This is a genomic window from Delftia sp. DT-2 (assembly GCF_028401915.1).
Lineage (GTDB): Bacteria > Pseudomonadota > Gammaproteobacteria > Burkholderiales > Burkholderiaceae_C > Comamonas > Comamonas tsuruhatensis.
In genome coordinates, this window is sequence record NZ_JAQOTI010000003.1 from 235910 (window position 1) to 259726 (window position 23817).

The 23817-nt window shown below is 65.7% G+C and carries 23 protein-coding genes and 1 pseudogene; 2 read left to right on the forward strand and 22 right to left on the reverse strand.

All coding sequences use genetic code 11. The features are described from left to right. Positions 1-4: 4 nt before the first annotated feature. From trbJ to PO605_RS06050, 17 genes are all read right to left on the reverse strand, one after another. Entirely contained in the window at positions 5-730 is a 726-nt protein-coding gene (trbJ, locus tag PO605_RS05970) for a P-type conjugative transfer protein TrbJ (protein ID WP_009517041.1), read from the reverse strand. Continuing rightward, positions 727-3180 (reverse strand): conjugal transfer protein TrbE, encoded by a 2454-nt coding sequence (gene trbE, locus PO605_RS05975; RefSeq protein WP_009517040.1) that lies wholly within the window; start codon positions 3178-3180, stop codon positions 727-729. Before trbE ends, trbJ begins: the two co-directional genes overlap by 4 nt. Before the next feature lie 13 nt (positions 3181-3193). Then, positions 3194-3466 (reverse strand): VirB3 family type IV secretion system protein, encoded by a 273-nt coding sequence (locus PO605_RS05980; protein WP_009517039.1) that lies wholly within the window; start codon positions 3464-3466, stop codon positions 3194-3196. Beyond that, entirely contained in the window at positions 3463-3855 is a 393-nt protein-coding gene (locus tag PO605_RS05985; protein ID WP_009517038.1) for a TrbC/VirB2 family protein, read from the reverse strand. Before PO605_RS05985 ends, PO605_RS05980 begins: the two co-directional genes overlap by 4 nt. Next, positions 3852-4916: a P-type conjugative transfer ATPase TrbB gene (trbB, locus tag PO605_RS05990; protein WP_009517037.1), complete on the reverse strand. Its 1065-nt coding sequence runs from the start codon at positions 4914-4916 to the stop codon at positions 3852-3854. The genes PO605_RS05985 and trbB overlap by 4 nt, the downstream gene beginning before the upstream one ends. Then, positions 4913-5377: a ribbon-helix-helix protein, CopG family gene (locus PO605_RS05995; protein ID WP_009517036.1), complete on the reverse strand. Its 465-nt coding sequence runs from the start codon at positions 5375-5377 to the stop codon at positions 4913-4915. The genes trbB and PO605_RS05995 overlap by 4 nt, the downstream gene beginning before the upstream one ends. Further along, positions 5374-7386, reverse strand: coding sequence for a conjugal transfer protein TraG (locus tag PO605_RS06000; protein WP_009517035.1), 2013 nt, complete (start codon positions 7384-7386; stop codon positions 5374-5376). The genes PO605_RS05995 and PO605_RS06000 overlap by 4 nt, the downstream gene beginning before the upstream one ends. A gap of 217 nt (positions 7387-7603) precedes the next feature. Then, positions 7604-7831: an EexN family lipoprotein gene (locus tag PO605_RS06005; protein ID WP_016451559.1), complete on the reverse strand. Its 228-nt coding sequence runs from the start codon at positions 7829-7831 to the stop codon at positions 7604-7606. A gap of 13 nt (positions 7832-7844) precedes the next feature. Beyond that, a complete protein-coding gene (locus PO605_RS06010) occupies positions 7845-8771 on the reverse strand; it encodes a LysR family transcriptional regulator (protein ID WP_009517033.1) in 927 nt (308 codons plus the stop codon). A gap of 147 nt (positions 8772-8918) precedes the next feature. Then, positions 8919-9203 carry a CopK family periplasmic copper-binding protein gene (locus tag PO605_RS06015; RefSeq protein WP_039878134.1) on the reverse strand — a complete coding sequence of 95 codons (285 nt, stop codon included), beginning with the start codon at positions 9201-9203 and terminating at the stop codon, positions 8919-8921. A 129-nt stretch (positions 9204-9332) separates the two neighbouring features. Next, the gene (copD, locus tag PO605_RS06020) at positions 9333-10271 is read right to left on the reverse strand and encodes a copper homeostasis membrane protein CopD (RefSeq protein ID WP_009517031.1); all 939 of its coding nucleotides are present in this window, start codon (positions 10269-10271) and stop codon (positions 9333-9335) included. A gap of 4 nt (positions 10272-10275) precedes the next feature. Continuing rightward, on the reverse strand, positions 10276-10662 hold the full coding sequence (copC, locus tag PO605_RS06025) for a copper homeostasis periplasmic binding protein CopC (protein WP_009517030.1): 387 nt from the start codon (positions 10660-10662) through the stop codon (positions 10276-10278). A 131-nt stretch (positions 10663-10793) separates the two neighbouring features. Then, positions 10794-13253: a heavy metal translocating P-type ATPase gene (locus PO605_RS06030; RefSeq protein ID WP_074931806.1), complete on the reverse strand. Its 2460-nt coding sequence runs from the start codon at positions 13251-13253 to the stop codon at positions 10794-10796. Positions 13254-13385: 132 nt separating this feature from the next. Continuing rightward, a complete protein-coding gene (locus tag PO605_RS06035) occupies positions 13386-13685 on the reverse strand; it encodes a DUF2933 domain-containing protein (RefSeq protein ID WP_009517028.1) in 300 nt (99 codons plus the stop codon). Positions 13686-13708: 23 nt separating this feature from the next. Beyond that, on the reverse strand, positions 13709-14197 hold the full coding sequence (locus PO605_RS06040) for a DUF411 domain-containing protein (RefSeq protein ID WP_009517026.1): 489 nt from the start codon (positions 14195-14197) through the stop codon (positions 13709-13711). Positions 14198-14231: 34 nt separating this feature from the next. Beyond that, positions 14232-15323: a copper resistance protein B gene (locus PO605_RS06045; RefSeq protein ID WP_174484801.1), complete on the reverse strand. Its 1092-nt coding sequence runs from the start codon at positions 15321-15323 to the stop codon at positions 14232-14234. Between the two features lie 23 nt (positions 15324-15346). After that, positions 15347-17242: a copper resistance system multicopper oxidase gene (locus PO605_RS06050; protein ID WP_074931803.1), complete on the reverse strand. Its 1896-nt coding sequence runs from the start codon at positions 17240-17242 to the stop codon at positions 15347-15349. A 261-nt stretch (positions 17243-17503) separates the two neighbouring features. Here PO605_RS06050 and PO605_RS06055 point away from each other — a divergent pair, with 261 nt between their 5' ends. Together PO605_RS06055 and PO605_RS06060 are read left to right on the forward strand one after the other, a co-directional pair. After that, complete coding sequence (locus PO605_RS06055) at positions 17504-18187, forward strand: heavy metal response regulator transcription factor (protein WP_009517023.1); 684 nt, start codon at positions 17504-17506, stop codon at positions 18185-18187. Continuing rightward, positions 18174-19634 carry a heavy metal sensor histidine kinase gene (locus PO605_RS06060; protein WP_074931800.1) on the forward strand — a complete coding sequence of 487 codons (1461 nt, stop codon included), beginning with the start codon at positions 18174-18176 and terminating at the stop codon, positions 19632-19634. The genes PO605_RS06055 and PO605_RS06060 overlap by 14 nt, the downstream gene beginning before the upstream one ends. Before the next feature lie 75 nt (positions 19635-19709). On the opposite strand, the gene PO605_RS06065 is transcribed toward PO605_RS06060, so the two are convergent. From PO605_RS06065 to PO605_RS06085, 5 genes and pseudogenes are all read right to left on the reverse strand, one after another. Further along, positions 19710-21695, reverse strand: a complete 1986-nt coding sequence (locus tag PO605_RS06065; RefSeq protein WP_009517021.1) for a relaxase/mobilization nuclease domain-containing protein — start codon at positions 21693-21695, stop codon at positions 19710-19712. A gap of 448 nt (positions 21696-22143) precedes the next feature. Then, the gene (locus tag PO605_RS06070) at positions 22144-22731 is read right to left on the reverse strand and encodes a S26 family signal peptidase (protein WP_012202386.1); all 588 of its coding nucleotides are present in this window, start codon (positions 22729-22731) and stop codon (positions 22144-22146) included. Beyond that, the gene (locus tag PO605_RS06075) at positions 22728-23285 is read right to left on the reverse strand and encodes a DUF2840 domain-containing protein (protein WP_012202387.1); all 558 of its coding nucleotides are present in this window, start codon (positions 23283-23285) and stop codon (positions 22728-22730) included. The genes PO605_RS06070 and PO605_RS06075 overlap by 4 nt, the downstream gene beginning before the upstream one ends. Further along, complete coding sequence (locus tag PO605_RS06080; protein ID WP_012202388.1) at positions 23282-23557, reverse strand: hypothetical protein; 276 nt, start codon at positions 23555-23557, stop codon at positions 23282-23284. The genes PO605_RS06075 and PO605_RS06080 overlap by 4 nt, the downstream gene beginning before the upstream one ends. After that, positions 23554-23817, reverse strand: a pseudogene (locus tag PO605_RS06085) (ParA family partition ATPase); the annotation flags it as partial. The pseudogene PO605_RS06085 and the gene PO605_RS06080, both read right to left, overlap by 4 nt.

The window sequence follows — 23817 nt, forward strand, 5'->3', positions numbered from 1 at the left end:
CTCGTCAGTGGTTGTAGAAATCGACGGATTGCGGCGTGTACGGCGTGCCACTCCCCAGGAAGCGGCGCGTCACCTCGCGTCCGCGCTCCGTGGCTGCCGCCTGCCGCGCCAGTTCCAGCGCGGCAGCGCGATCCTGCGTGATCTGGAGCCGCTGCGACTGGATGGATTGCTTGGCCTGCAAGGCCAGCAACTGGTTCATGGCTTGCATCGCTTGCAGCGCACCTTGGGCCGACTGGCTCTTGCCCACGAGGTCGGCCAGCGCGCTTTCGTCTTCGCCCAGGTTCTGCGACACCTGGGCCTGCATCTGCATCGTGGTCTGCAAGCCGTTGAGCGTGTTCTTCCACCGCTCCTGCGTGTCGCGGTACATCTGGTCGCCGCTCACCGTGGCGGCGTACTGCTCGGGGTACAGGCGCTGAAACTCCCGATCCAGATTGGTCACGTCGTAGGCCAGGCCGCGCGCCTGGTCGATCAGCCGCTGCGTGGTCGCCAGATTGGCGCGCAACTGGCCGACCACGCTGGACGGCAGGCTGGCCAGGTTGCGCGCCTGGTTCATCAGCATCTGCGCTTCGTTCTGGAGCTGCTGGATCTGGTTGTTGATCTGCTCCAGCGTGCGGATCGCGGTCAGCGTGTTCTGCACGAGGTTCGTGGGATCGACCACGACCCATTGCGCATGGGCGGTGGCGGTGCAAAGCATGGCCGCGATGGCGGCGGCAATAAGACGCTTCTTCATGGCAGGTTCTCCAGGGGTTGGTCAGCAAGGGAACCCGGCGCGAGGCCGGGGAACGAGGGCAACAGATCGGCCGCCCAATCAAGGCCGCGATGGCGCAGCCACGCGCCCGCGAAGCCGGGCACGCCGGCGTCCAGCAGCACGCGGTCTATGTCGCGCTGGTCTTGTGGCGTAGATGCGCCCGCAAACGCCAGCGCCGCCGGCCCCAGGTCGAGGTCGAACAGGCGGTTGCCGAGGCGGGATTGGTAGTAGTAGTCGCGCTTGGGCTGTGCGGTGGCGACGATTTCGATCTGCCGCCTGTTGAGGCCGAAGCCTTCGTAGATCGTGCGAATCTGCGGCTCGGTGGCCTGCGGGTTGGGCAAGAAAATCCGACTCGCGCAGCTCTCGATGATCGCGGGCGCGATGCTCGAATCCTTGATGTCGGCGAGGCTCTGCGTGGCGAAGATGACGCTGACGTTCTTCTTGCGAAGCGTCTTGAGCCACTGGCGGATACGCGCGGCAAACACCGGGTCGTCGAGGAACAGCCACGCTTCGTCGAGGATTAGCAGCGTGGGCGCACCGTCGAAGCGTTCGTCGAAACGCGCAAAGAGGTAATGCAGCACGGCCATGACGGCGGCCTTGCTGTGCATCAGCTCCTCCATCTCGAAGCACTGCACGTCGGCCATGCCGAGACGGTCATGGTCGGCATCCAGTAGCTTGCCGTGCGCGCCGCCGAGCACATACGGCGCGAGCGCCTGGCGCAGCGCGTTGGACTGCAAGAGGACGGAAAGCCCGGTCATCGTGCGCTGCCCCATCGGCGCACCGGCAAGGCTTCCCAGCGCCGACCAGATGGCGGCCTTCTCGTCAGGGCCGACCGGCACCCCTTCGTGCAGCAAGCGGCCTTCGATCCATTCGGCGGCCCAGGTGCGGTAGCCCTCGCGGTCGATACGTGCCAGTGGCTGGAAGGCGATTTCGCCATCCGTGCCCAGGTCGTAGTGTTCGCCGCCCAGGCCGAGGATGGTGGCCCGCATGGAGCGGCCCATGTCGAAGGCGAAGATGCGCGAGCCGCGATAGCGGCGAAATTGCATCGCCAACGTGGCGAGCAAGACCGACTTGCCCATGCCAGTCGGCCCCGCGACCAGCGTGTGGCCCACGTCGCCGATGTGCGTCACCAGCCGGAACGGCGTCGCGCCATCGGTGCGCGTGACGATCAGCGGCGGGCCATCGAGGTGGTCGTTCTTCTCCGGCCCGGCCCATACCGCCGACACCGGCATCATGTGCGCCAGGTTCAGCGTCGAGACGATGGGCTGGCGCACGTTGGCGTAAGCGTTGCCTGGAATGGATGACAGCCACGCATCCACGGCGTTGAGCGTTTCCGGGATGGTGACGAAGCCGCGCCCTTGGATGACCCGCTCCACCATGCGCAGCTTCTCGTCGGCTACGGCCGGGTCGGCATCGAGCACCGTCACCGTGGCGGTGAGATAGCCGAAGGCGACTTGATCGCTGCCCAGTTCCTGCAAGGCGGCATCGGCGTCGGTCGCTTTGTTGCTGGCGTCGGTATCGACCAGCGGGCTTTCCTGCTGGAAGATCGTTTCGCGCAGCAGCGCGATGACGTTCTTCCTTTTTGCAAACCACTGGCGGCGCAAGCGGGTGAGTTCTTTTTCCGCCTCGGATTTGTCCAGGCAGAGAAAGCGTGTGCTCCAGCGATACGCAAAGCCCAGGCGGTTGAGGTCGTCCAGAATCCCCGGCCAGGTCGAGGTCGGAAAGCCCCGCACCGATACCACGCGCAGGTGCTGGTCGCCCAGCATGGGCGCCAGGCCACCGACCAGCGCGGAGTCGGTCAGCAGCGCGTCGATGTGGAACGGCACCTCGGGCACGCCGACGCGGTAGCGCCGCGTCGAGATGGTGGCGTGCAGGTAGGTCAGCGTCTGGCTGTCGTCCAGCCAGGCAATCTCCGGCGTCACGCCATCGAGCAGGTCGAAGACGCGATCGGTTTCCGCCACGAAGGCATCGAGCCGGCCGCGCCAGTCCACGCCTTCGGTGGGCCGGTTCTCATACAGCATTCCCGCCGCGCGGGTGCGAGATTCCTCCGGCGGTAGATATTGCAGCGTGAAGTGGTAGATGCTCTCAAAATGGCTGTCCGACTCCTCGAATGCCGCACGTCGCTCCTCATCCACCATCCAGGACAGTGGTTCGGGAAAGGAGGACTGCGGATAGCTCGAAGCCTGCACCCGCTCGGCCTCGATATAGAAGGCCCAGCCAGACCCGGTGCGGCGAAGCGCGTTGTTCTGCCGTGCCGACGTGGCAATCAGTTCGCCCTGTGTGGCACTGTCCAAGTCAGGGCCGCGAAACTGGAACGATCGTTGAAACGAACCGTCTTTGTTCAGCACAACACCTGGCGCGACCAGCCCGGCCCAGGGCAGCCAGTCGGCCAGCAAGGCCGGGCGCTGGCGGTATTCGGCGAGGTTCAGCATCGTGGCATCCCCCTCACACGTCCAGCAGCGGGCGGTGCTTGATGTGCCGCGCGAACACGGCCATGAACTGCGGATCGACGCGCGCGCCCCACACCGCCAGCGAATGGCCGACGATCCAGAGCACCACGCCAGGAATCCACAGTTGCAGGCCCAGCCCGACAGCGGCGGCCAGCGTGCCGTTCGCAATGGCGACCGTTCGCGGCGCACCGCCCAGCAAGATCGGCTCGGTCAGCGAGCGGTGCAACGGCACCTCGAACCCGGCCGCGAAGGTATCGGGCATGCTCATACGACAGCCCCGCCCGAGAACGAAAAGAACGACAGGAAGAAGCTGGAAGCCGCGAAGGCGATGGACAGGCCGAAGACGATCTGGATCAGCTTGCGGAATCCGCCCGACGTGTCGCCGAAAGCGAGCGCGAGGCCCGTGGCGATGATGATGATGACCGCGACGATGCGCGCCACCGGCCCCTGGATGGATTCGAGTATGGATTGCAGCGGGCCTTCCCACGGCATCGAGGAACCGGCGGCCTGCGCGGTGCCTGCCAGGAACAGCAGCAGCGCGGCCAGCAGCAGCCCGTGCCCCGCAGGGCGGGCAAGGCTGCGCAGCCGCGCGAGGCCCGACAGGTGCGAAAGCGGATTTACGGAAAGACGGAAAGCAGGAACGATCATCTGCGTCATGGCAGTTCTCCAAGTGAGTCAGGGGATCGGGAGGTCGCCGCAGCGGGTGCGGCATCGGGGTTTGGCGACAACTCGGGAAACGGCGTGTCCAGCGCGTCCGCACCCCAATCCGCCAATTGGTAGCCAACGCCGTCGAAGCCGACGACGCGGGCGATGCTCTCGATGCGGCGCTTGCGCCCGCGCCCGGCGATGTGGATCACCACGTTGACCGCCTCGGCGATCAGCGCACGGGGCGGATTCACCGCCACTTCGAGAATCAGTTGCTCCAGGCGCAGCAGCGCGCCCAGCGCGGAGCCGGCGTGGATCGTGGCGATGCCGCCGGGATGACCCGTGCCCCACACCTTGATGAGATCCAGCGCCTCGGCGCCGCGCACCTCGCCGACGACGACGCGATCAGGCCGCAGGCGCATGGACGAGCGCACCAGCTCGGTCATGGACACGACGCTGGCGCGCGTGCGCAGCGGCACATGGTCGCGGGCCGCGCATTGCAACTCGATGGTGTCTTCGAGCACCAGCACTCGGTCGCCGGTAGCGGCAATCTCGGCCAGCAGCGCATTGGCGAGCGTGGTCTTGCCGCTGCTCGTGGCTCCCGCGATCAGGACGTTCTGGCGCTCGCGCACGGCGCGAACGAGAAAGCCCGCCTGCTCGGCGGTCACCATTCCGTCCTCGATGTAGCGCGACAGAGGAATGACGCCGATGGCGCGCTTGCGCAGCGCGAAGGCCGGCCCCGGCGCAGCGGGCGGCAAGATGCCCTCGAAGCGTTCGCCGGTTTCGGGCAACTCGGCGGACAGCAGCGGTTGCCCGCGATGGACTTCTGCGCCGACGTGGGCCGCGACCAAGCGAATGATTCGCTCGCCGTCCGTCTCCGGCAACTCCACGCCCATCGGCGCGCGCCCACTGGAAAGCCGATCCACCCAAAGGGTGCGATCAGGGTTCAGCATCACCTCCACCACGTCCGGGTCTTCGAGCGCGGCGACGATCAGCGGCCCCATCGCCGTGCGCAGCATTTGGATGCGCCGGTCGAGCGACGTGGTGCTCATGGGCTGCGGAACGGCGCTCATGACGCACGCTCCTGCGCTTGCGTGGCTGCCGCCGCGTCTTCCATCCGCATTGGGTCGGGATGCAGTTCCTCCACCACGTCGCGCACTAGGCTGCGGCCCCGCAGCAGGTGGCGGCCAAGCTGCTCGGTGAACTGCTCGAAGCGCGCTTTGCCCTGCGCGCGTGCCGCGTCTTGGTGCGCCTCTGCAACCGGCGTGCTCACGGTCAGGTAGTAGCGGATGAACAGCGCCAGCGCTTCGATGGCGATGTTCTGGTCGCGCTCCATGCGATCGGCTTGGCGCGACAGGCGATCAAGCCGCTTGGCAAGGGCCGCCTCGCGCTGGTCGGCGGTATCGGGCGACAGCCACGATGCGAGTGCCGCCGCGACGATGGACGACTTGGACACGCCTTTCTTGGCAGCCAGTTCGTCGAGCCGCTTGGCGTGCTCGGGCTGGATAAAGAGGTTCAGGCGGTAATGGCTCATAGCTCGATTCCGTCGTTGGGGTCGAGGGAAGCCAGCCGGGCGCTGCGCTGCATGGCCGGATCAAGCTGGCGCGGAAGGGGAAGCGGCAGGTCGTCGTCGTCATCGAGCAGCGCGAGGTCGGCTGTGGACGCGGCCAGCTCGGGGTCGTAGGCGACGGTTTCGGAAAGCTCGGGCTGGCGGCGCAGGCCGCCGTCATCCGTGGAACCCAGGCCATCGGCGGATGCCGTGGCCAGCGCAGCTGGCACGGCGGGAATCGCCAACCCGCTCCAGTCGTCGGGCCGCAATGGCGGCGCGTCGGCGTACTGTCCTTCCGCCAGCGCGGGCGGCAGCAGCACGCGGCGCTTGAAATTGGCGTCCGCGTAGTAGCGCAGCTTCTTCGCCTTGATCGGTGCCACGCTGGACACCATCACCACGGCCTCGTCAGGCGGAAGCTGCATCACCTCGCCCGGCGTCAGCAGCGGGCGGGCCGTCTCCTGCCGCGACACCATCAGGTGGCCCAGCCACGGCGCGAGCCGATGGCCCGCGTAGTTGCGCTGCGCGCGCAGCTCGGTAGCGGTGCCGAGCGTTTCGGAAATGCGCTTGGCCGTGCGCTCGTCGTTCGTGGCGAAGGTCACGCGCACATGGCAGTTGTCCAGAATCGAATGGTTCTGGCCATAGGCTTTGTCGATCTGGTTGAGCGACTGCGCGATGAGGAAGCTGCGGATGCCGTAGCCCGCCATGAAGGCCAGCGCCGTCTCGAAGAAGTCGAGCCGCCCCAGCGCCGGGAACTCATCGAGCATCAGCAGCAGCTTGTGGCGGCGCTGAATGCCGTCGGAGCCGTCGAGCGACTCGGTGAGGCGCCGGCCGATCTGGTTGAGGATCAGGCGAATGAGCGGCTTCGTCCGCGAAATGTCCGAAGGCGGCACCACGAGGTACAGCGATACCGGATGCTCGGCAGCGATCAGGTCAGCGATGCGCCAGTCGCAACGCGAGGTGACTTCGGCCACCGTGGGATCGCGGTACAGGCCGAGGAACGACATGGCCGTGGACAGCACGCCCGAGCGTTCGTTATCGCTCTTGTTGAGGACTTCGCGCGCAGCGGATGCCACCACGGGATGTGGGCCACCACCTTCCTCGTTCACGAGGTGCGGCGTAGTCATCATCCGATGCAAGGTCAGCTCGAACGGACTGGCCGGGTCGGAGAGGAAGTTGGCGACGCCGCGCAGAGTCTTGTCTTCGCCTGCGTAGAGCACATGCAGGATGGCCCCGACCAGCAGCGCGTGCGAGGTTTTTTCCCAATGGTTTCGCTTCTCTAGCGCCCCTTCGGGGTCAACGAGGATGTCAGCGATGTTCTGCACGTCGCGCACCTCATGCGCGCCGCGCCGTACCTCCAGCAGCGGGTTATAGGCCGCTGACTTCGCATCGGTCGGGTTGAACAGCAGGCAATGCGAGAAGCGCGAGCGCCAGCCGGCGGTGATCTGCCAGTTCTCGCCCTTGATGTCGTGGATGACGGCCGAGGCCGGCCAGGAAAGCAGCGTCGGCACCACCAGACCGACGCCTTTGCCCGAGCGCGTGGGCGCAAAGGTCAGGACGTGTTCCGGGCCTTCGTGGCGCAGGTACTGGCGATCGTGCTGGCCGAGGAACACCCCGGCCGGCTGTGTGAGGCCGGCTCTACGAATGTCCTCCGCGTTCGCCCAGCGTGCCGAGCCGTAGGTCGTAACCAGCCGCGATTGGCGCGAGCGCCAGATCGACATACCGATGGCGACCACCACCGCCAGCAGGCCGCTGCCGCCCGCGATGGCGCCGCCGGTATCGAACACGCGGGGCGCGTAGGCATCGAAGAAGAACCACCACTCGAACAGTTTCCACGGGTGGTAGATCGGCGTGCCAAGAAGATCGAACCAGGGCGAGCCAAGGCGTAGTTGATAGCCAAGGGTTGCTGCTGTCCATTGTGTGGCGCTCCACACCCCAGCGATCACGATGCCGAATACCACGGCGATCTGACCAAACAGCACGTTCGTCCCTTGCATAACCTCGCCTCCGATCACGGCACACAGAGGTGCCGCAGCACTGAGGATCAAGGCGTTCGCGCAGGTCGGTCAAAGGCCGATGTGGCGGCAATTTAGGCCCAAAAAGTCAGATTTCCTTTAGAGGCGAAAGCAATAAAAACGCCGCAAGCGCGAGCGCATTGCGGCGTAGTGAGGTAACAGCGAGAACTTCGTCGCAGCGATGCGACCGAGAGATAACCTACTTGGATTTCTGCTCGGGCCGATCACCGAAAAATCGCCGTTTGGCGGCTTCGGCAGCACGCAGACATAGTTCGTCGCCAACCTTCGCGCGGTCTTCCTTGCATTGACGTTGAATCTCTTTGATGCGTTCGGGATTGGCTACGAGCGCATCCACGGTTTCCGAAGGTTGAGAAGGACCGCATGCAGGCAGTGCAGTGACCAATATCAGCAATATCACTTTGTTCATAGCCTTATTCCTACTATCGGTCGCGTGGAAGGTCTTCGGGGATGCCGAGTTCATCAGCCGCATCAATAAAATCTACTCGTTCGATAAATCGAGCCAGCATTTCTGACGGCTCCGTATCGCGGCGCAGCAGATAGGTCATGAGCATAGTCGGCTTGCCCGCCAAGCGCCGGGCCACGACTCCCGGCTCGCGGCTGGAAGCAATATGCGCCTCGCCCGCCAAGCCCAATGCTAAGCCAGCGGAGACTAAAGTCATCATCACGTCGAAGGTCGCCACGCGCTGCGCGATCAGCGGCTCTTGTCCGCATGTGCGTAGGAACCGATCGACCTGGCGTGCGTGGCCTTCGCACACTGCTGGGTCGCCCAGCGCCAGCGGATGGCGCAGCACCTCCTTCAGCGGGATCTGTTTGAAGGCAAGCACCGGATGGCGGGCTGGTACCGCAACCATCAATTCGTCTTCCCATGCAGGAGTGACGATGATGCCATCACCTGCATCCTCTGCCATCGAGAAGCCCGCGTCATACAGGTCGCTATGAAGCCCCTTGATCTGCTGATCCAGGGGCACCTCGAACAATCGGATTTCCACCTCGGGGTCTTCTTCGCGGCTGCGCGCCAGCAATGCCGGCAGGCGCGAAGGCGTGACGCCATCGGACAAGGCAATACGCAACTGGCCGCAAAAGCCGTTGGCGGCGGACTTAACACTATCGCGGGCCTGCTCCAGCACTGTAAAGACTCGCTGAACGTGCTCCAGAAACAGCCGTCCAGCGCGGGTCAGTTGTGTGCTGCGAGTGGTGCGGACAAACAGGCGTGCGCCGAGTTCTTCCTCCAACTCCTTGATGGTGCGAGATAACGGAGATTGGTCGATGTGCAACCGCTCGGCAGCGCGGGCAAAGTGAAGCTCCTCTGCTACAGCGAGGAAACATCGTAGATGACGAAGCTCCACAAACTAATCTCCTAATAAGTGTTATTTGAACCTACACATTGAATCTTCTGTCCGGGGTAGTCACTGAAGGCCATGCGCCTATCCGAATCGGACAGGCGCTGGGACTTCTTTCTGACGCCATTGGGAGGCATCAGCAGATCGCGTGAATTACCCGCCGTGATCCTGTTCAAGCAGCGAGCTGAGGGGAGCAACTTCATTGCTGGTGATGGTGACCATCAGCCCATCCTTCGTGACTACAGACGAACCAATCTTCTGGTGCACAGCACGCCCAAAGCAATCCTCTTGCGCCATGCGTCCATCTTTGAAGAAGTACAGCGTCCCTCCATTGTTCAGTGGGATCATTTCTTTGGCGGCATGAGCAGCCGCATCACCGGCAAACGCGGGCGCAGCGAGAACACTCAGCAGGGCAACAACAAGAATGCGTGACTTCATGATTAGCTTCTTAAAATTGACGACGAGAGAATTCCGCCGCACCGCTAATTTAGAAGCCTGGTCTCGTCAAAGCGCTGACGTCGCCATTACATCGCGCTCATGCTTCGTCATGGAATCGAAATCAAGAGATCACACCTGCGTCGGAGACAGAATGCCAAGCCAGGCGACGCTTGCCATGACAAGCACCGCAAGAGTTGCTTCCGCAGACAAACTTCGCCTCAGCTTGGCGACAGCCGTGCCTGTATTGCCTGATTCAAGCGAGGCCTGGAGGCCGGGACTCAACCTGTATCGATTCGCCGCTGCCAGCGCGAGCATACCCCCGACCAGCGCCAACTTCAGCAACAGCAACCGCCCGTAGAGCGTCGAGAACAGTGGCCCGATCGAGGGCCCAACGATCAGTAGGTAGTTGAGGATTCCGCTCGCCGTAAGCACGATCACGATCAGCGTGCCGATGCGGGCAAAGCCGTTGGACGTGCGACTCAGCAGTCGCAGCATGCTTTGTGGTGCATCGAGTGCTCGGTCGCTCCTCAACGTCGCCAGCAGCAGGAACGCTACGATGGCGCCGACCCAGGCTCCGGCAGTCCACAGATGCGCGATGTCATTGCCGAGGTGAAAGTATCCGCGCAGCCCGTCATCCATGGCCCCGTGCCCCACCCAGGCGAGCGTTGCCAGGGCCGTACCGCTCGAGGCTGCCAAGCCCACGAAGCGCAGCGTCGGATTGAGCCTTAGCACGGCCAACAGCACGCACAGCAGCAGCGCCATGATGCGCACGCACCATGAGATCCCCATGTGCGTCCCCGTGATGAGCATTTCGAAGACGTGCGTCGTCAGCTCCGCATAGCTCTGGGCACCCGACATCGCCTTGGCCAGGACGGTCAGCGCCCAAACCGAGAGCACGATTCCGAGAGCCGCGGCAGCACCGACCAAGGTCCTGAAGCGATGTGCAACCGCCGAGGATCGCTCGTCGCGGCCCAGCGCGTACAGAGCGAACAAGGCGACGCCAAAAGCCGCCGCCAAGTCCAGGTACAGCGCCAGGCGCAATGCGATGGTCAACCAATCCCCGGCCATCGGCTTACTTGACCTTGAAGCTCACATTGCCCGTGATCGGATGCGTGTCTGAGGAAACGGCACGCCATTCAACGCGGTAGTCGCCGGCGCGCAGCGGCTGCGCAGGTGTGATCACCATGGTCTTTCCGTCGCCGGCAGCAGCCACGCTGGCGTTGATCTTCATGTTGCCGTGGTTGGGCATGCCCGGCATGCCTGTCATCACAAGGTTAGCCGCCGAAAACTGCGGCACGAGCGTCTCGGTGAATTTCAGCTCGATGGTCGCCGGGGCATCGACTTCGGACTTGTCGGCGGGCGTGGAAGACACCAGCGCGGGATGCGCGAAAGCGGCGGTCGCGAACAGGCTGGCGGCGATCGGCGTGATGAGTTTGGCAATCAGTGCAGAGCGGGTCATGGAAGTTCCTATCTTGGTGTTGAAAGGTTGGGGGATTGAGCGAACACGGACTGCACGCGGCTCGATGGAGCGCAGTCCGATCAGATGGTTGTGTGGCGCGATAGCGACCTCCTGGTTCAGTTCTTGACCGGTCATTGCCCTCGGGGCCCGGCACCACGCAGGCGCAAGGCGTTGCCGACCACCGACGCCGAACTGAGGCTCATGGCCAGAGCCGCGATCAAGGGGGACAGCAGCCAGCCCGTGAAGGGATAGAGCACGCCGGCAGCAACCGGGATGCCGAGCGCGTTGTAGAGAAAAGCGAACACGAGGTTTTGCTTCATGTTGCGCACCGTGTCGACCGAAAGCGTGCGCGCCACGGCGATGCCCCGAAGGTCACCCTTGACCAGGGTCACCTGCGCGCTGTTCATCGCCACGTCGGTGCCCGTGCCCATGGCGATGCCCACGTCCGCCTTGGCCAGAGCCGGTGCATCGTTGATGCCGTCACCCGCCATGGCGACGACACGGCCTTCCTTCTGCAGACGCTCGATCAACTGCAGCTTGTCGGCCGGCTTGACCTCGCCATGGACCTCGTCGATGCCCAGGCGGGCACCCACCGCCTTGGCGGTGGTATGTCCATCACCGGTGGCCATGATGACGCGCAGGCCGGCCGCCTTGAGCGCGGCCAAAGCCTCAGGGGTGCTGTCCTTGACCGGATCGGACACGGCCAGCAGGCCGGCAAGCTGACCGTCGACCGCCAGGTACATCACGCTCGCGCCCTCGCTGCGCAGCGCCTCCGCCTGCGGCACCAGTGGATCAACCGAAACACCCGCCTGCTGCATCAGCACCGTGTTGCCCAGCGCCAACTGGCGCTGCTCGACCTTGCCTCGCACGCCGATGCCGGTCCCCGATTCGAAGCCTTGCGGCTTGGCGAGTTGCAACCCCTGGGCCCGGGCAGCCTGCACGATGGCGTCGGCCAAGGGGTGCTCGCTGCCCTGGTCCAGGCTGGCCGCCAGGCGAAGCACCTCCTGGTCGGTGAAGCCAGCAACGGCGACGGCTCGGTCGAAGGCGGGACGACCTTGCGTCAGGGTGCCCGTCTTGTCGATGACCAGCGTATCGACCTTGCGCAGGTTCTCGATCGCCGCGGCATCTCGGAACAACACGCCCTGCGTGGCGCCGCGGCCGGTGGCCACCATGATGGACATCGGTGTGGCCAAGCCCAGCGCGCACGGGCAAGCGATGATGAGGACCGCAACGGCATTGATCAGCCCATACACCCAGGCCGGTTGCGGCCCGTAGAACCCCCAGACGAAGAGCGTCGTCAACGCGATGGCGACCACGACCATCACGAAGTAGCCCGCGACGAGGTCGGCCATGCGTTGCATGGGCGCCTTGGAGCGCTGAGCTTGGGCAACCATCTGCACGATCTGCGAGAGCACGGTGTCAGAACCGATGCGCTCCGACCGCATGACCAGTGCACCACTGGTGTTGAGTGTGGCGCCGATCACCTTGTCGCCCGCGCGCTTGCTCACCGGCAGCGGCTCGCCGGTCAGCATGGACTCGTCGACCGCGCTACTGCCCTCGTGCACCACGCCGTCGACGGGCACCTTCTCGCCGGGGCGGATGCGCAGCAAATCGCCCACGTGCACATGGCTGAGCGGCACATCCTCCTCGCGCCCATCAGCGCCGATGCGGCGCGCGGTCTTGGGCGCCAGTCCCAGCAGCGACTTGATTGCCGCAGAGGTCTGCGAGCGGGCCTTGAGTTCCAGCACCTGGCCCAGCAGGGTCAGCGAGATGATGACGGCCGCGGCCTCGAAGTACACCCCGACGCGGCCCATGGAGAAGAACGAAGCCGGAAACACCTGTGGTGCCACGGTCGCTACCACGCTGTAGAGGAAGGCGGCTCCCGTACCCAGGCCGATGAGGGTCCACATGTTCGGGCTGCGGTGCACCACCGACTGCCAGCCGCGCGAGAAGAAGGGCCAACCCGCCCACAGCACGATCGGCAGCGACAGCACCAGCTCGACCCAACTCTGCGTGGCCATGTCCATCAGATGCAACCGCTCGCCCGCCATGGCGAGCGCCAGCACCACGAGCGTCAACGGCAGCGTCCACCAGAACCGGCGAGAGAAGTCGCGAAGCTCGGGGTTGTCATCGTCCAGGTCGGGCAACAGCGGCTCCAGCGCCATGCCGCACCTCGGGCAGGTACCAGGGTGGTCCTGGCGAATCTCCGGATGCATCGGGCAGGTGTAGACCGAGCCCGGCGCTGCGGCGGGCGTTGGCGCGGCCTGCGCCATCGGATCCTTTGCCGTGTGCACGTAGCGCAGCGGCTGCGTGTCGAACTTGTTCTTGCAGCCGGCGCTGCAGAAGAAGTAGGTGCGCTCTTCGCGGCTGGAACGGTGCGGTGACTGCGACGCGACCGCCATGCCGCAGACGGGATCCCGTTCTCCGGCCTCGGGCTTCGAGGCATCCGATGAACTTGCGCCGTCGTTCTTGGGCAGGTCGGCACTGTGCTCGTGGTCCTCGTGGTGCGCATGTGGGCGGGAGCCCGACGCGTCCTTAGGCGCGTCGTGAGGGGGATGTCCATGACCTGACGATGGGAGGGAAGAGTTCATGTTGTGTGCTGGCCTCGCCTAAGTTCAAGCGGCGCGATAAGCGCGAAGGGTTCGTCCGACATCCTCAAATACCGTGGAGCGCCGCACTCACACCTCATAGAAAAGACGCGCGGGCGTGCAGCTTCGCTTCGTTCATCGCTGCTCGCCGCCGGAAGCCGGGACCGCGTTCGACGCTTCCTTGCCTTCCCGCGACGGCTCGGTGTTGTTGTCGTCGGCGCGGTGACCGTGGCCTCGGTGCATGAAGAGGTGCATCAGCGGACATGCCGCAAGCAGCAGGAATGGCAGATAGCCTGCGATATGCGTCAAGTGCCCCTTCAGCAGGAAGTACGCAGCGACGGCCGCGATTGGCACCAAGATCAGGAAAGCCAGGCCGTAGCGCGACCGCCAGAATTGGGGGCGGCCGCTGGGTGTCTGCGTGTGCGCATGGTGCATAAAAAGCTCTCCCGGATCCGTGTTCAGCGATGCGACTGGAAGACCGTGCTCTTGCCGTCCGCCGTCAACAGCAACACGTCGTAGGCGTCCTTGCGGTCACCGTACACGGGACCGTCCATGCCGGGCGAGCCGACCGGCATGCCTGGTGCGGCCAGGCCGATGGCCCGCGGTGCTTCCCGCAGTAGACGACGGATGTCTGCGGCCGGGACATGGCCCTCGATGGCGTATCGCCCGATCTGCGCCGTGTGACAGGAGCCGAACTTCTGCGCGATGCCCAGGCGCGCTCGCGCGGCGTTGTTGCCGCTATCGAAAACCTGCACCTCGAACCCAGCCTGCTCCATGTGCGTGATCCAGTCCTTGCAGCAGCCGCAGCTCGGGTCCTTCCAGACCTTGGCCGTCAGCCGCTCCTGGGCCAGGACGGGGCCCGCCAGCAGCAAGGCAAGGACGCCCGCGATGGCGGCTCGGCGCTTCGCTTCGACCGGACGCTGCGTGTGCTGTGTTGTCGTGTTCATGCTTTGCCCACTCCTCACGTCGACGTGTTACCAACTAAAACCAGAAGCGCACACCGGCCACCCAGCGTGTTTGCAGGGGGCGGCCGCCCGAGGCGCGCACGTAGTCGGCGGTCTGGCCGAAGCTGCCCGCGCGCTCCACGCCGATGTAGGGCGCGAACTGGCGGCTGAACTCGTAGCGCAGTCGCAGGCCCGCGGACGCTTCGGCGAGGCCCTTGCCGATGCGCCGCTCTGGATCGTCCTTGCCGTAGAACTGCAGCTCGGCGCGCGGCTCGAGCACCAAGCGCTGGGTCAGCAGCATCTCGTAGCTGCCCTCCAGGCGCAGCGCGGTCCTGCCGCCGCTGCCCACGTAGGCGGTCGCGTCCAACTCGAACCAGTACGGCGCGAGTCCCTGGATGCCGAAGGCCAGCCACTGGCGGCTTGGTCCCTCGCCGGTGTCCAGGCGGACGCCCAGTTGCGTGTCCCAGAAGGTGGAGACCGCATGGCCCCACAGCAGTTCGGTGCGCGCCTCTTCGAACTTGCCGCCCGCCACGTCGCCCTCGGCCTTGAGCACCGCCCGATTGAAGGCGTTCCCATACCAGGCTTGCAGGCCGTAGGCCGTGTCATTGCCGCCATTGCGCGTGAAGCGACGCTCCAGGGTTTCGGCCCGTAGCGAGAAGAAGGCGTGCTCGTCGGCCAGCATGAGCCGTGGCACGCCCGGCACGGCGTAGTCACCCGATCCCAGCTTGAGGCCATTGGAGTAGGCGTGCGGATCGCGCGCATCGGGCGGGGCCGAGCCGCCTTGCATGCGCATGTTGCCGTGGTCCATGGCCGGTGCGGCGGTCGCGGAGGAGGCGCCACTGGCGGGCGCACCATGCCCGGCATGAGGATCGGTCGCCGCGGCAGCGGCAGGCGTGGCCGGCGCAGAGGGCGAAGACGGCGCGCCGCTGGCGGGAGCCCCGTGTCCGGCATGCGGGTCAGCGGCGGCAGGATTCGCGGTTGCGGCAGGTGCGACTGCTGGCGCGGGTGTGGCGCGGGGAGCGGCTTGACCATGGGCGCTGTGGTCGTTCTGCGCCCGGGCTTGTGTGGCCACGCCGACAAGGGCCATGAGCGCGATGGACAGTGCGCGAAGGGGGAGTGCTTGGGACATTCTGGATCTTCCTTGTGCTGGGCTCAGGACACCACGACTTCGCGGAACATGCCGGCATCCATGTGGAACATCAGATGGCAATGCCAGGCCCAGCGTCCGAGCGCGTCGGCCGTCACAAGGAAACTGATGCGTTGCGCGGGCTGCACCGGCAGGGTGTGCCGGCGGGCGAGGAAGCGGCCATCCGGGCTCTCCAGCTCGCTCCACAAACCGTGCAGGTGCATGGGATGGGTCATCATCGTGTCGTTGTGCAAGATGACCCGCAGGCGCTCGCCGTAGCGAAAATGGACCGGCGTGGACTTGCCGAACTCCAGTCCGTCCAGAGACCAGGAATAGCGCTCCATGTTGCCCGTCAGGTGCAACTCGACCTCACGGCCGGGGCCCCGTTTGTCCAGCGGACCCGATGGCGTGTGCAGATCCGCGAGGGTCAGGACACGCCTCCCGTTGTTGCGCAGGCCGATGCCGGGGTCATCCAGGTTGGTGCGCGCCATGTCGACCCGCATGTCCGTGCTCGCGCCGTATTCGGTGCGCGCGTGGCGCGCCGTGGTGCTTGGCACAGCCAGCGCGCCCGCGGCATGCTGGCTGTGGTCCATGGCCATGCCGCCGTGGTTCATGGCGCCATGGTTCATCCCGCCCATCGCGCCGTGGTTCATGCCAGTCATCGGGGTCGCGGCCATGCCGGCCATGCCGGCCATGCCAGCCATGCCAGCCATTCCCGTCATGCCGGTCATTCCCGTCATGCCGGCATCCTGGCCCGAAGCGCCGTGGTCCATGCCGCCCATCATGTCGCCCATGCCGAGCCATTCCACCGGATCCAAGGCAGGCACCGGCGCCTGCAGGCCCTCGCGCACTGCCAAGGTGGCACGCGCATACCCGGTGCGCTCCATGGCCTGCGCGAAGATCGTGTAGGCGTCGTCGCGTGGCTGAACGATGACGTCGATGGTCTCGCCCGGGCCGAAGCGGAATTCGTCGACCGTCACGGGCTCCACATCCACGCCATCGACGTGCACGACGGTGAGCTTGAGCCCAGGGATGCGTACGTCGTAGAAGGTGTTACCCGCGCCGTTGACCATGCGCAGGCGCACGCGTTCGCCCGGACGGAACAGGCCCGTCCAGTTGCCCGCCGGGGTCGTGCCGTTGGCGAGGTAGGTCAGGGTCGCGGAGGACAGATCGGCGAGATCGGTCGGGTTCATCCGCATTTCGTTCCACATCTTGCGCTTGCCGAGCGCAGCAGCCATGCCATCGCGCGAAACGTCGCGGAAGAAGTCGATGACGGTGGGCTGGTTGAAGTTCAGGTAATCGCTCTGGGACTTGAGCTTGGCGAAGATCCGCATCGGGTCTTCGTCGGTCCAGTCCGAGAACACGAGCACATGCTCGCGGTCGGCGTGGATGGTCTGGGGCCCGGCCGGATCGATGATGATCGCCCCATACATGCCGGTGAGCTCTTGCATGCCGGAGTGCGAGTGGTACCAATACGAACCGCTTTGCTCGACTTTGAATTGGTAGGTGAAGGTCTCGCCCGGCGCAATGCCGTCGAAGCTGATGCCGGGCACGCCGTCCATCTGGTAGGGCAGGATGATGCCGTGCCAGTGGATGGAGGTGGACTCGCGCAGCTTGTTGGTCACGCGGATGGTGACCGTTTCTCCTTCGCGCCAGCGCAGCGTTGGCGCGGGAATAGTGCCGTTGATCGTGGTTGCGATACCGGGCTTGCCTGTGAAATTGACGGGCGACTCAGCCACCACCAAATCGAACTCGTTGCCGCTCAGAACGCGAGGCCCCCCGACCGTTCCAGGGCCCTGCTGCGCAAACGCCTTGAGCGCGGGTGTCGACAGGCCAGCCATGACGCCACCGGCGGCCAAGCCCTGTACGAACCGCCGCCGGGACAAGCCCGGGGGCATGATTAGAAAAGGCGAGCGCGGCATAGGGTGGGATCCTCCAGGGGGTCAACGACAGTCGTCCTTGCCCGGACCCGGCCAGCCCGCTGGTCTCAGGGTCCAACGCACAAGGTTCGACGCATGGAGGACATCCTAAGGAGGGGGCGTTTTCCAACCCATGACCCGTCCATTACTTTCATGTAATGGTTGTGTCATCCTTCGGGAAGGGGCAGAGCGGTACATTGCCCGGTAGTGGGCGCAAAAGTCCCACGCGGCCCCTCTCACCGCAACGATTCTGTAAGGAAAGCCATGAAGATGCTGGTCGTCGAGGACGAAGCCAAGACGGCGGACTATGTGCGCCAAGGCCTGCAGGAGGCAGGCTTCATCGTGGACTTGGCCCGCACCGGCCTGGAGGGCCATCACCTGGCCATGAGCGAGTCCTACGATTTGATCGTTCTGGATGTCATGCTGCCGGACGTCGATGGCTGGCGCATCGTGCGCTCGCTGCGGGCGGCGGGCAAACAGGTCCCGGTGCTGTTCCTGACAGCGCGCGGCAGCGTGGACGATCGGGTCAAGGGCTTGGAACTTGGCGCCGATGACTACCTGGTTAAGCCGTTCGCGTTTTCGGAGTTACTGGCGCGCGTGCGCACGCTGCTGCGACGCGGCACTGCGCCGAGCCAACCCGACCGCATTCAGATTGTCGACCTGGAGCTCGATCTGGCACGCCGACGCGCCACACGGGCCGGCAAGCGTATCGCGCTGACCGTCAAGGAGTTCGCCTTATTGGAGCTGCTGGCACGTCGCCAGGGAGAAGTGCTGCCGCGCTCGCTGATTGCGTCCCAGGTGTGGGACATGAACTATGACAGTGACACCAATGTGATCGACGTGGCGATCCGCCGGCTGCGCGCGAAGATCGACGATGCGTTCAACCCCAAGCTGATCCACACCGTGCGCGGCATGGGCTACACGCTCGACACCGATGACGGCCTCTAAACCTGAGACGTCGGCCATTGGCCACGCCAAGCAGGTCAGGCCGACCCGGCGGCGCAGTCCCGCTTCGCTCGCCCTGCGCGTGACGGCATTGATCGGCGCGGCCATCACCTTGGTGTTCCTCTGTTTCCAGTGGGCCATCGTCCGATCGTTGGAGCATCACTTTGCGCAACAGGACGCGCATGAACTGGACGCGGTCATCTCGGCCCTGGCCGAGCCCTTGCGTCAGGGCGACGACATGGACCGCGACGCGCTGGGGCAGCAACTTGCCAATGCGGTGGCGGGGCACCACGGGATGAGCTACGCCGTCTACGACCAGACAGGCAACACCATCTACGCCACGGCGGGTCCTGACCTGTCCAAGATGAACCTGGCCCCCAAGCCTCTGGCGCAGATCGACGCCGAGGAGTTGGCGGTGTGGCAGGATCGTCAGCGGTCCTACCGGGGCGTTGCGTTCGAATTTGCAGCAGGCCCTACTTCGGATGCGCCACGCTACCGCATCCTCGCTGCCATGGACATCGGCTTCCACCTGGAATTCCTCGGGGAGTTCCAGCGCATGCTGCGTTGGGTGACCTTCATGGTCCTGTGCATTGCGCTGCTGGCCGCTTGGCTGGCGGTCCACTGGGGGCATCTGCCGATCCGCAAGGTCAACGAGAAAATCCGTGCCATCCGTTCGTCCAAACTGGACGTGCGACTCGACCCACGCGACGTGCCGATCGAGCTGTCAGAGTTGGTGTTCGCCTTCAACGACATGCTGGCGCGCATCGAGGAAGGCTTTGCCCGCTTGTCGCACTTCTCTGCCGACATTGCGCATGAGCTGCGCACCCCGGTGACCAACCTCGTGACACAGACCCATGTGGTGTTGGGGCAGCCCCGTAGCGCCGAAGAGTACCGGGAGATCCTGTACTCCCATCTGGAGGAGTTCGATCGCATGAGTCGCATGATCGCGGACATGCTGTTTCTCGCGCAGACCGAGAACGATCCACGCAACATCCGCATGAGCCAGGTCGACCTGAGTGCGCTGGTCCGGGGCTTGTTCGACTACTACGAGGCCCTCGCCGACGATCGACACATCACGCTCAGCCTCAAGGGCGCGGTCGAGCCGGTCCTGGCGGATCGCGAGATGTTGTCGCGGGCCATCGGCAACCTTCTTTCCAATGCCATTCGCTACACGCCGCGCGAGGCTCGGATCATCGTCACGCTCAAACAGGACGACCAGGGAACGGTCATTCGCGTCGAGAACCCGGGTGAGCGGATATCGGACGCCGATCTGCCCAAGCTCTTCGATCGCTTCTACCGCGCCGACCCTGCCCGCCAGCGCAAGTCCGCGGGGGCCGGCCTCGGACTGGCGATCGTCAAATCAATTGCCGAAGCTCATGGTGGACATGTGCAGGCAACGTCCAACGATACAGCGACTAAATTTGATCTAACGCTGCCTCGCATCGCTTAGGTTGGCCTCCCGCCATTGCGGGAGAATGCAGATCGTGGATGGGCGCAGTTTCGGCTCGTCGGAAGCAGGTGCTCGTCAGGTGATGGACATGCCTTTCTGTCGTCCGATCTCCCATGACACGCCACCGCCGCGTACAGTGGCAGCAAGTTGCTGACCTAGCCGTTGCTCGATCACTGGTTTCCACGGCACTAGGCTGAATCCCATGCCGTCATCGAGCATCGCGTAGCGACCGCTGGCCAGCATGACGGAGCGCCGGTAGATGCCGGCCACACGCTGCCCGTCGGCCACCGGGTGATGCTCCAGGCCGGTGTCGGCGGCAATGTCCTTCGCGGCCTGCGCTAGCTCCCGATTGCGCAGTGTGCCCAGCAGGTTCCGGGCGACGATCACGCGCTGCCCGCGCCGCTCGGCCATTCCCTGTTCGGCCAGGAAGTCGGCGCGCTGCTGCATCGCCTGCTTGGCCTCGCCACCAAAGCCCAGGTCGCCCAAGCCCGAGCCACCACCGATCAATTGCTGGTCGAGCCAGGTGGCCCCGATCACGCGAGCCTGCCGCTCGATGGGCAGATGCGATTTCAGTTCCACAGCCACGCCGCCAAGGCGCTGCGCGTCGTGGCGGCGGCCCTGTTCGGCTAGGTCGTCCGGCATCTTCCATAGTCCCTCGGCCACGCGCTCCACGATGCCGGCGCGGCGCAAGGCTTCCAGCCGGCGGACGTGGGCCGCGACGACTTCCTGCGGATCGCGGCCGGGCTTGGCCCGGCCTTGCTCAATCGCAAGGTGATGATCGGTGCGGTACAGGCCATCGCTCGCCAGCGCGGCGATGTTCTTGTCGGCCGCGCGCACATCGGCTGCCCCCTTTACCTCCACCACGGCGCCAATCGGGTAGTTCGCCAGCTCGTCGCGGGCGTTGAGCGCGACGTAGTGGGCCTTGCCGTCCACGCCGTCGATGACCAGATAGCCCCGGTCGCGCAGCTCGTCGGCAAGCCCCTTCGCGGCCACGCGGCCGAGGATGGTTTGGCCATCGTCGCCCGGCTCGAACACCGCCAGCTCGCGCGGCTCGCCGCGCATGGCCCGCTGCATGGTGCGGATGATGTCGCCGCGCTCGCCCAGGGCGCGTAGGGTCTTTTCGGCGTCGGCATGGACAGCCCAGGTGCCCGGCTGTATCTCATCGGCCAAGCCCAGGCGCTGCAAGCGTTGCAGGCGGCCGATCAGCAGCAGGCGCTGGCGTTGCAATCTCGGCTCGTTGAGGCATTCGACATGCACCAGGCCATCGTCGCCCAGCTCGCGCTTGAGCGTGCGATCCAGGCTCGTCCACCGTTCTTGCTCCACCTCGCGCCGCAAGGTCTGCTGGATCTCCAGCTCGGTGCGCGGCCCGAGCCATTCGGTCGCCAGTTCGGCGGCGCGATGGCGGAAGCCATCGGCGATGTAGTTGCCGGCGATGATGAGGTCTTTGCCGGTGTCGTCGCGCCCGCGCACGATCAGGTGGGTATGCGCGTTGTCGGTGTTCCAGTGATCGACGGCCACCCACTCCAGCCGTGTGCCCAGGTCGGCCTCCATTCGGCCCATCAGGTGCCGCGTGTAGGTGCGCAGGTCTTCCAGCTCGGCGCCATCCTCGGGCGAGAGGATGAACCGAAAGTGATGCCGGTCGTCGACGCAGCGTTCCTTGAAGGCGTCGAGGTCGGCGGCATCGGTCTGCGGCCCGTAGGCTTGACCCGGCTCGCCATCGCGGCCCACACCGTCGCGCTCAATGTAGCGCAGGTGCTTGGCGAGCGACTGCGGGCTGGCCCGCTGCTGATTGACCAGCAGCGTCTTGATAGTCACGCGCCGCGACACGGGCGTGAGCTTCGCTCCGACGAAGCGCGCCGCCGTGTGGCCGCGCCCCAGGCGCGAGCCGGGCCGCTGGCCGGTGCCCCTCCCGGAGCCGCTGGCAGCGCCAGGACGACGCACCGACGACTTGCCGCTGCTGGCCTTGCCTGCCTGCTTGAGCACCTTGGAAACGAAGCCCTGGCCCCGGTTCTTCGGGGCGCTGGGGCGGATGCGGAAATCGTCGTCGCGGCGGTCGGTCATGGCTGCGCTCCCTGCAAGCTCTGGCGTGTCCTCTCGTGCGAAGCACACGCACATGCCAGCATTGGCGCGAGCCTCGCGCTCCACGCGGCACGGCGGCGAAGCCGCTCCGTGCTGCGCCAACCCCACGTGCAGACTGGCTTTGCGGGCCGACAGGTGCCGCTCCCTTTTGTCTTGCCTTCCGCATTTGCCTCCCGCATCCGCTCCCGGCAATCGCGGCCCGGTGGCGCTGCTGCACCAGCAGCCAGCGCGCCGGCGAACGCGGATACGGCCGCAGGCCGGGCGCGTTCGAGGCAAGACGCCTGCACGTTGGACGGCTGCGCCGGAGACAGCGCGAAGTGCGGTGCGAATGCACCCGCACTGCACGCGCGACGACACGGCGACGACCAGCAGGACGACACGCCCGATGGCACGATGAGATGCATGGCAACGTGCAGCGAATCGACGGCCATCATGGGCGGGATTCCAGCCAGATCGGATGCGCGACGCCGATCACGGCGGATGCGCTGACCGGCCCGAAATACCGGCTGTCGAACGACGCCGGGTTGGTCACGCTCAAGAGGAACAGTTCGCCAGGCCGAAGCTGGCGGCACTGCCGCCAGGAAGGCAGCGGACGGCCCAGCCGGTCGGCGGGCAGCACGGCGGCCACCGGCACGCCGTCGATCCAGACCAGCGCATCAAACACGCACACCGTTTGCGGCGCGACGGCGCCCACGCGCTTGAGCAGCGGCACGCGCGCCGGCAGGTAGCGGCGCTGCGCGGCCAGCGCGGCGGTGTCTGCCGGCAACGTGGTCAAGACGATGCTGCCAACGGACAAAGGCTGGTGCAGCGAGTCGGTACGCTGGTGGAGCGGTTCCACGCGATACCAGCCGACCGCCACGCTGTCGGACGGGTTGTAGATGATGCGCGGCAGCGGATGCACGAAGGACGCCCAGGCCAGCGCAGCGAGGCCGCAGGCAGACAGGCACGCGAGCACGATGCGAGCGCGCAGGCGTGAGCGAGGACGCGGCGCGGTGCCGACAGTCGAAACGGCGGTCATGGCAGCGCCCTCCCGATGAGCCATCCGGCGTGCCGCTCGGCGGTGTATTCGGGCAGCGGCAGGCGCGCAGCGAGCCGGTTGGCGAGCGTGCGCCAGTACGCGGGTGAAGCGGCGGATGGCGCGATCCCCAGCGCCTCGATGGCGTCGATGCGCTCCAGCACGGCGCGCACCTGGTTCTCGCCCTCGGTGTGCAGCAGCAGGCGTGCGCCCGGCTGCACACCGGGGATGCGCTGCGCCGCGTCCAGCGGCGTGCAAGCCTGCATCACCATGAGCTGCCAGCGAACAGTGCCGTAGTCGGTGGACTGCCAGCGAATGCGGCAGAACATGGCATTCGGCATGAATACGGCGAGACTGCGCCAGCGGTCGAGCCGCAGCGTGCGCGCCGGTTCGCCGAAGCGCAGGTAGAGCTTGAAACGGTGCTCCAGGAAGGCCAGCGAAACGCGCGTTAGCGGCGTTGATGTTGGCCCCGTCGCGTGTGCTAGGAGTGGCGGCGACGGTGCAGCCGTGGCCGCGAAGGCAACAGGCGCGGGGGCAGACGAAGCGGATGCGGTCATGGTGTGTTCTCCCTGCGTTGTTCTGGAAACTCGCGCTCCAGCAGGCCGCGCAGCAGTTCGGCCACCGTCACGCCTTGCGTGAACGCCGACACCTTGATGCGCGCCCGCATTGCGGGCGTGATGTCGAGCGTCAGGCGTGCGGTGTAGAGGTCGCCCTTGCCCAGCGCATCGGCGTCGCCCTGGCGAATCCACGCCTCGGCGTGCGGATTCGCGGGCGGACGCGCGCCGATGCCGACGCGCTTTGTCGTGCGCTTGCTGGCGGGGCTGCTCATGTCGGCCACCGCAGCAGTTCGTCCACCAGTGCGGTGATTTCGCGCGCGGCGACGCTGTCCGGCGCCGTCTCGCGTGCCAGCCGGCCAGCAGCCACGCTGTCGGCGAACACGATGCGTTGATGCACTTCCGCGCGCAGCGCAGGAAGCGGCTGCTCGGCCAGCGCGCCGCGTGCTTCGCGTCCGATCACCGTGGTGCTCACGCGCCGGTTGATGACGAAGGCCGCGCGCAGCGCAGGCCGAAACACCTGCGCCTCGCGGAT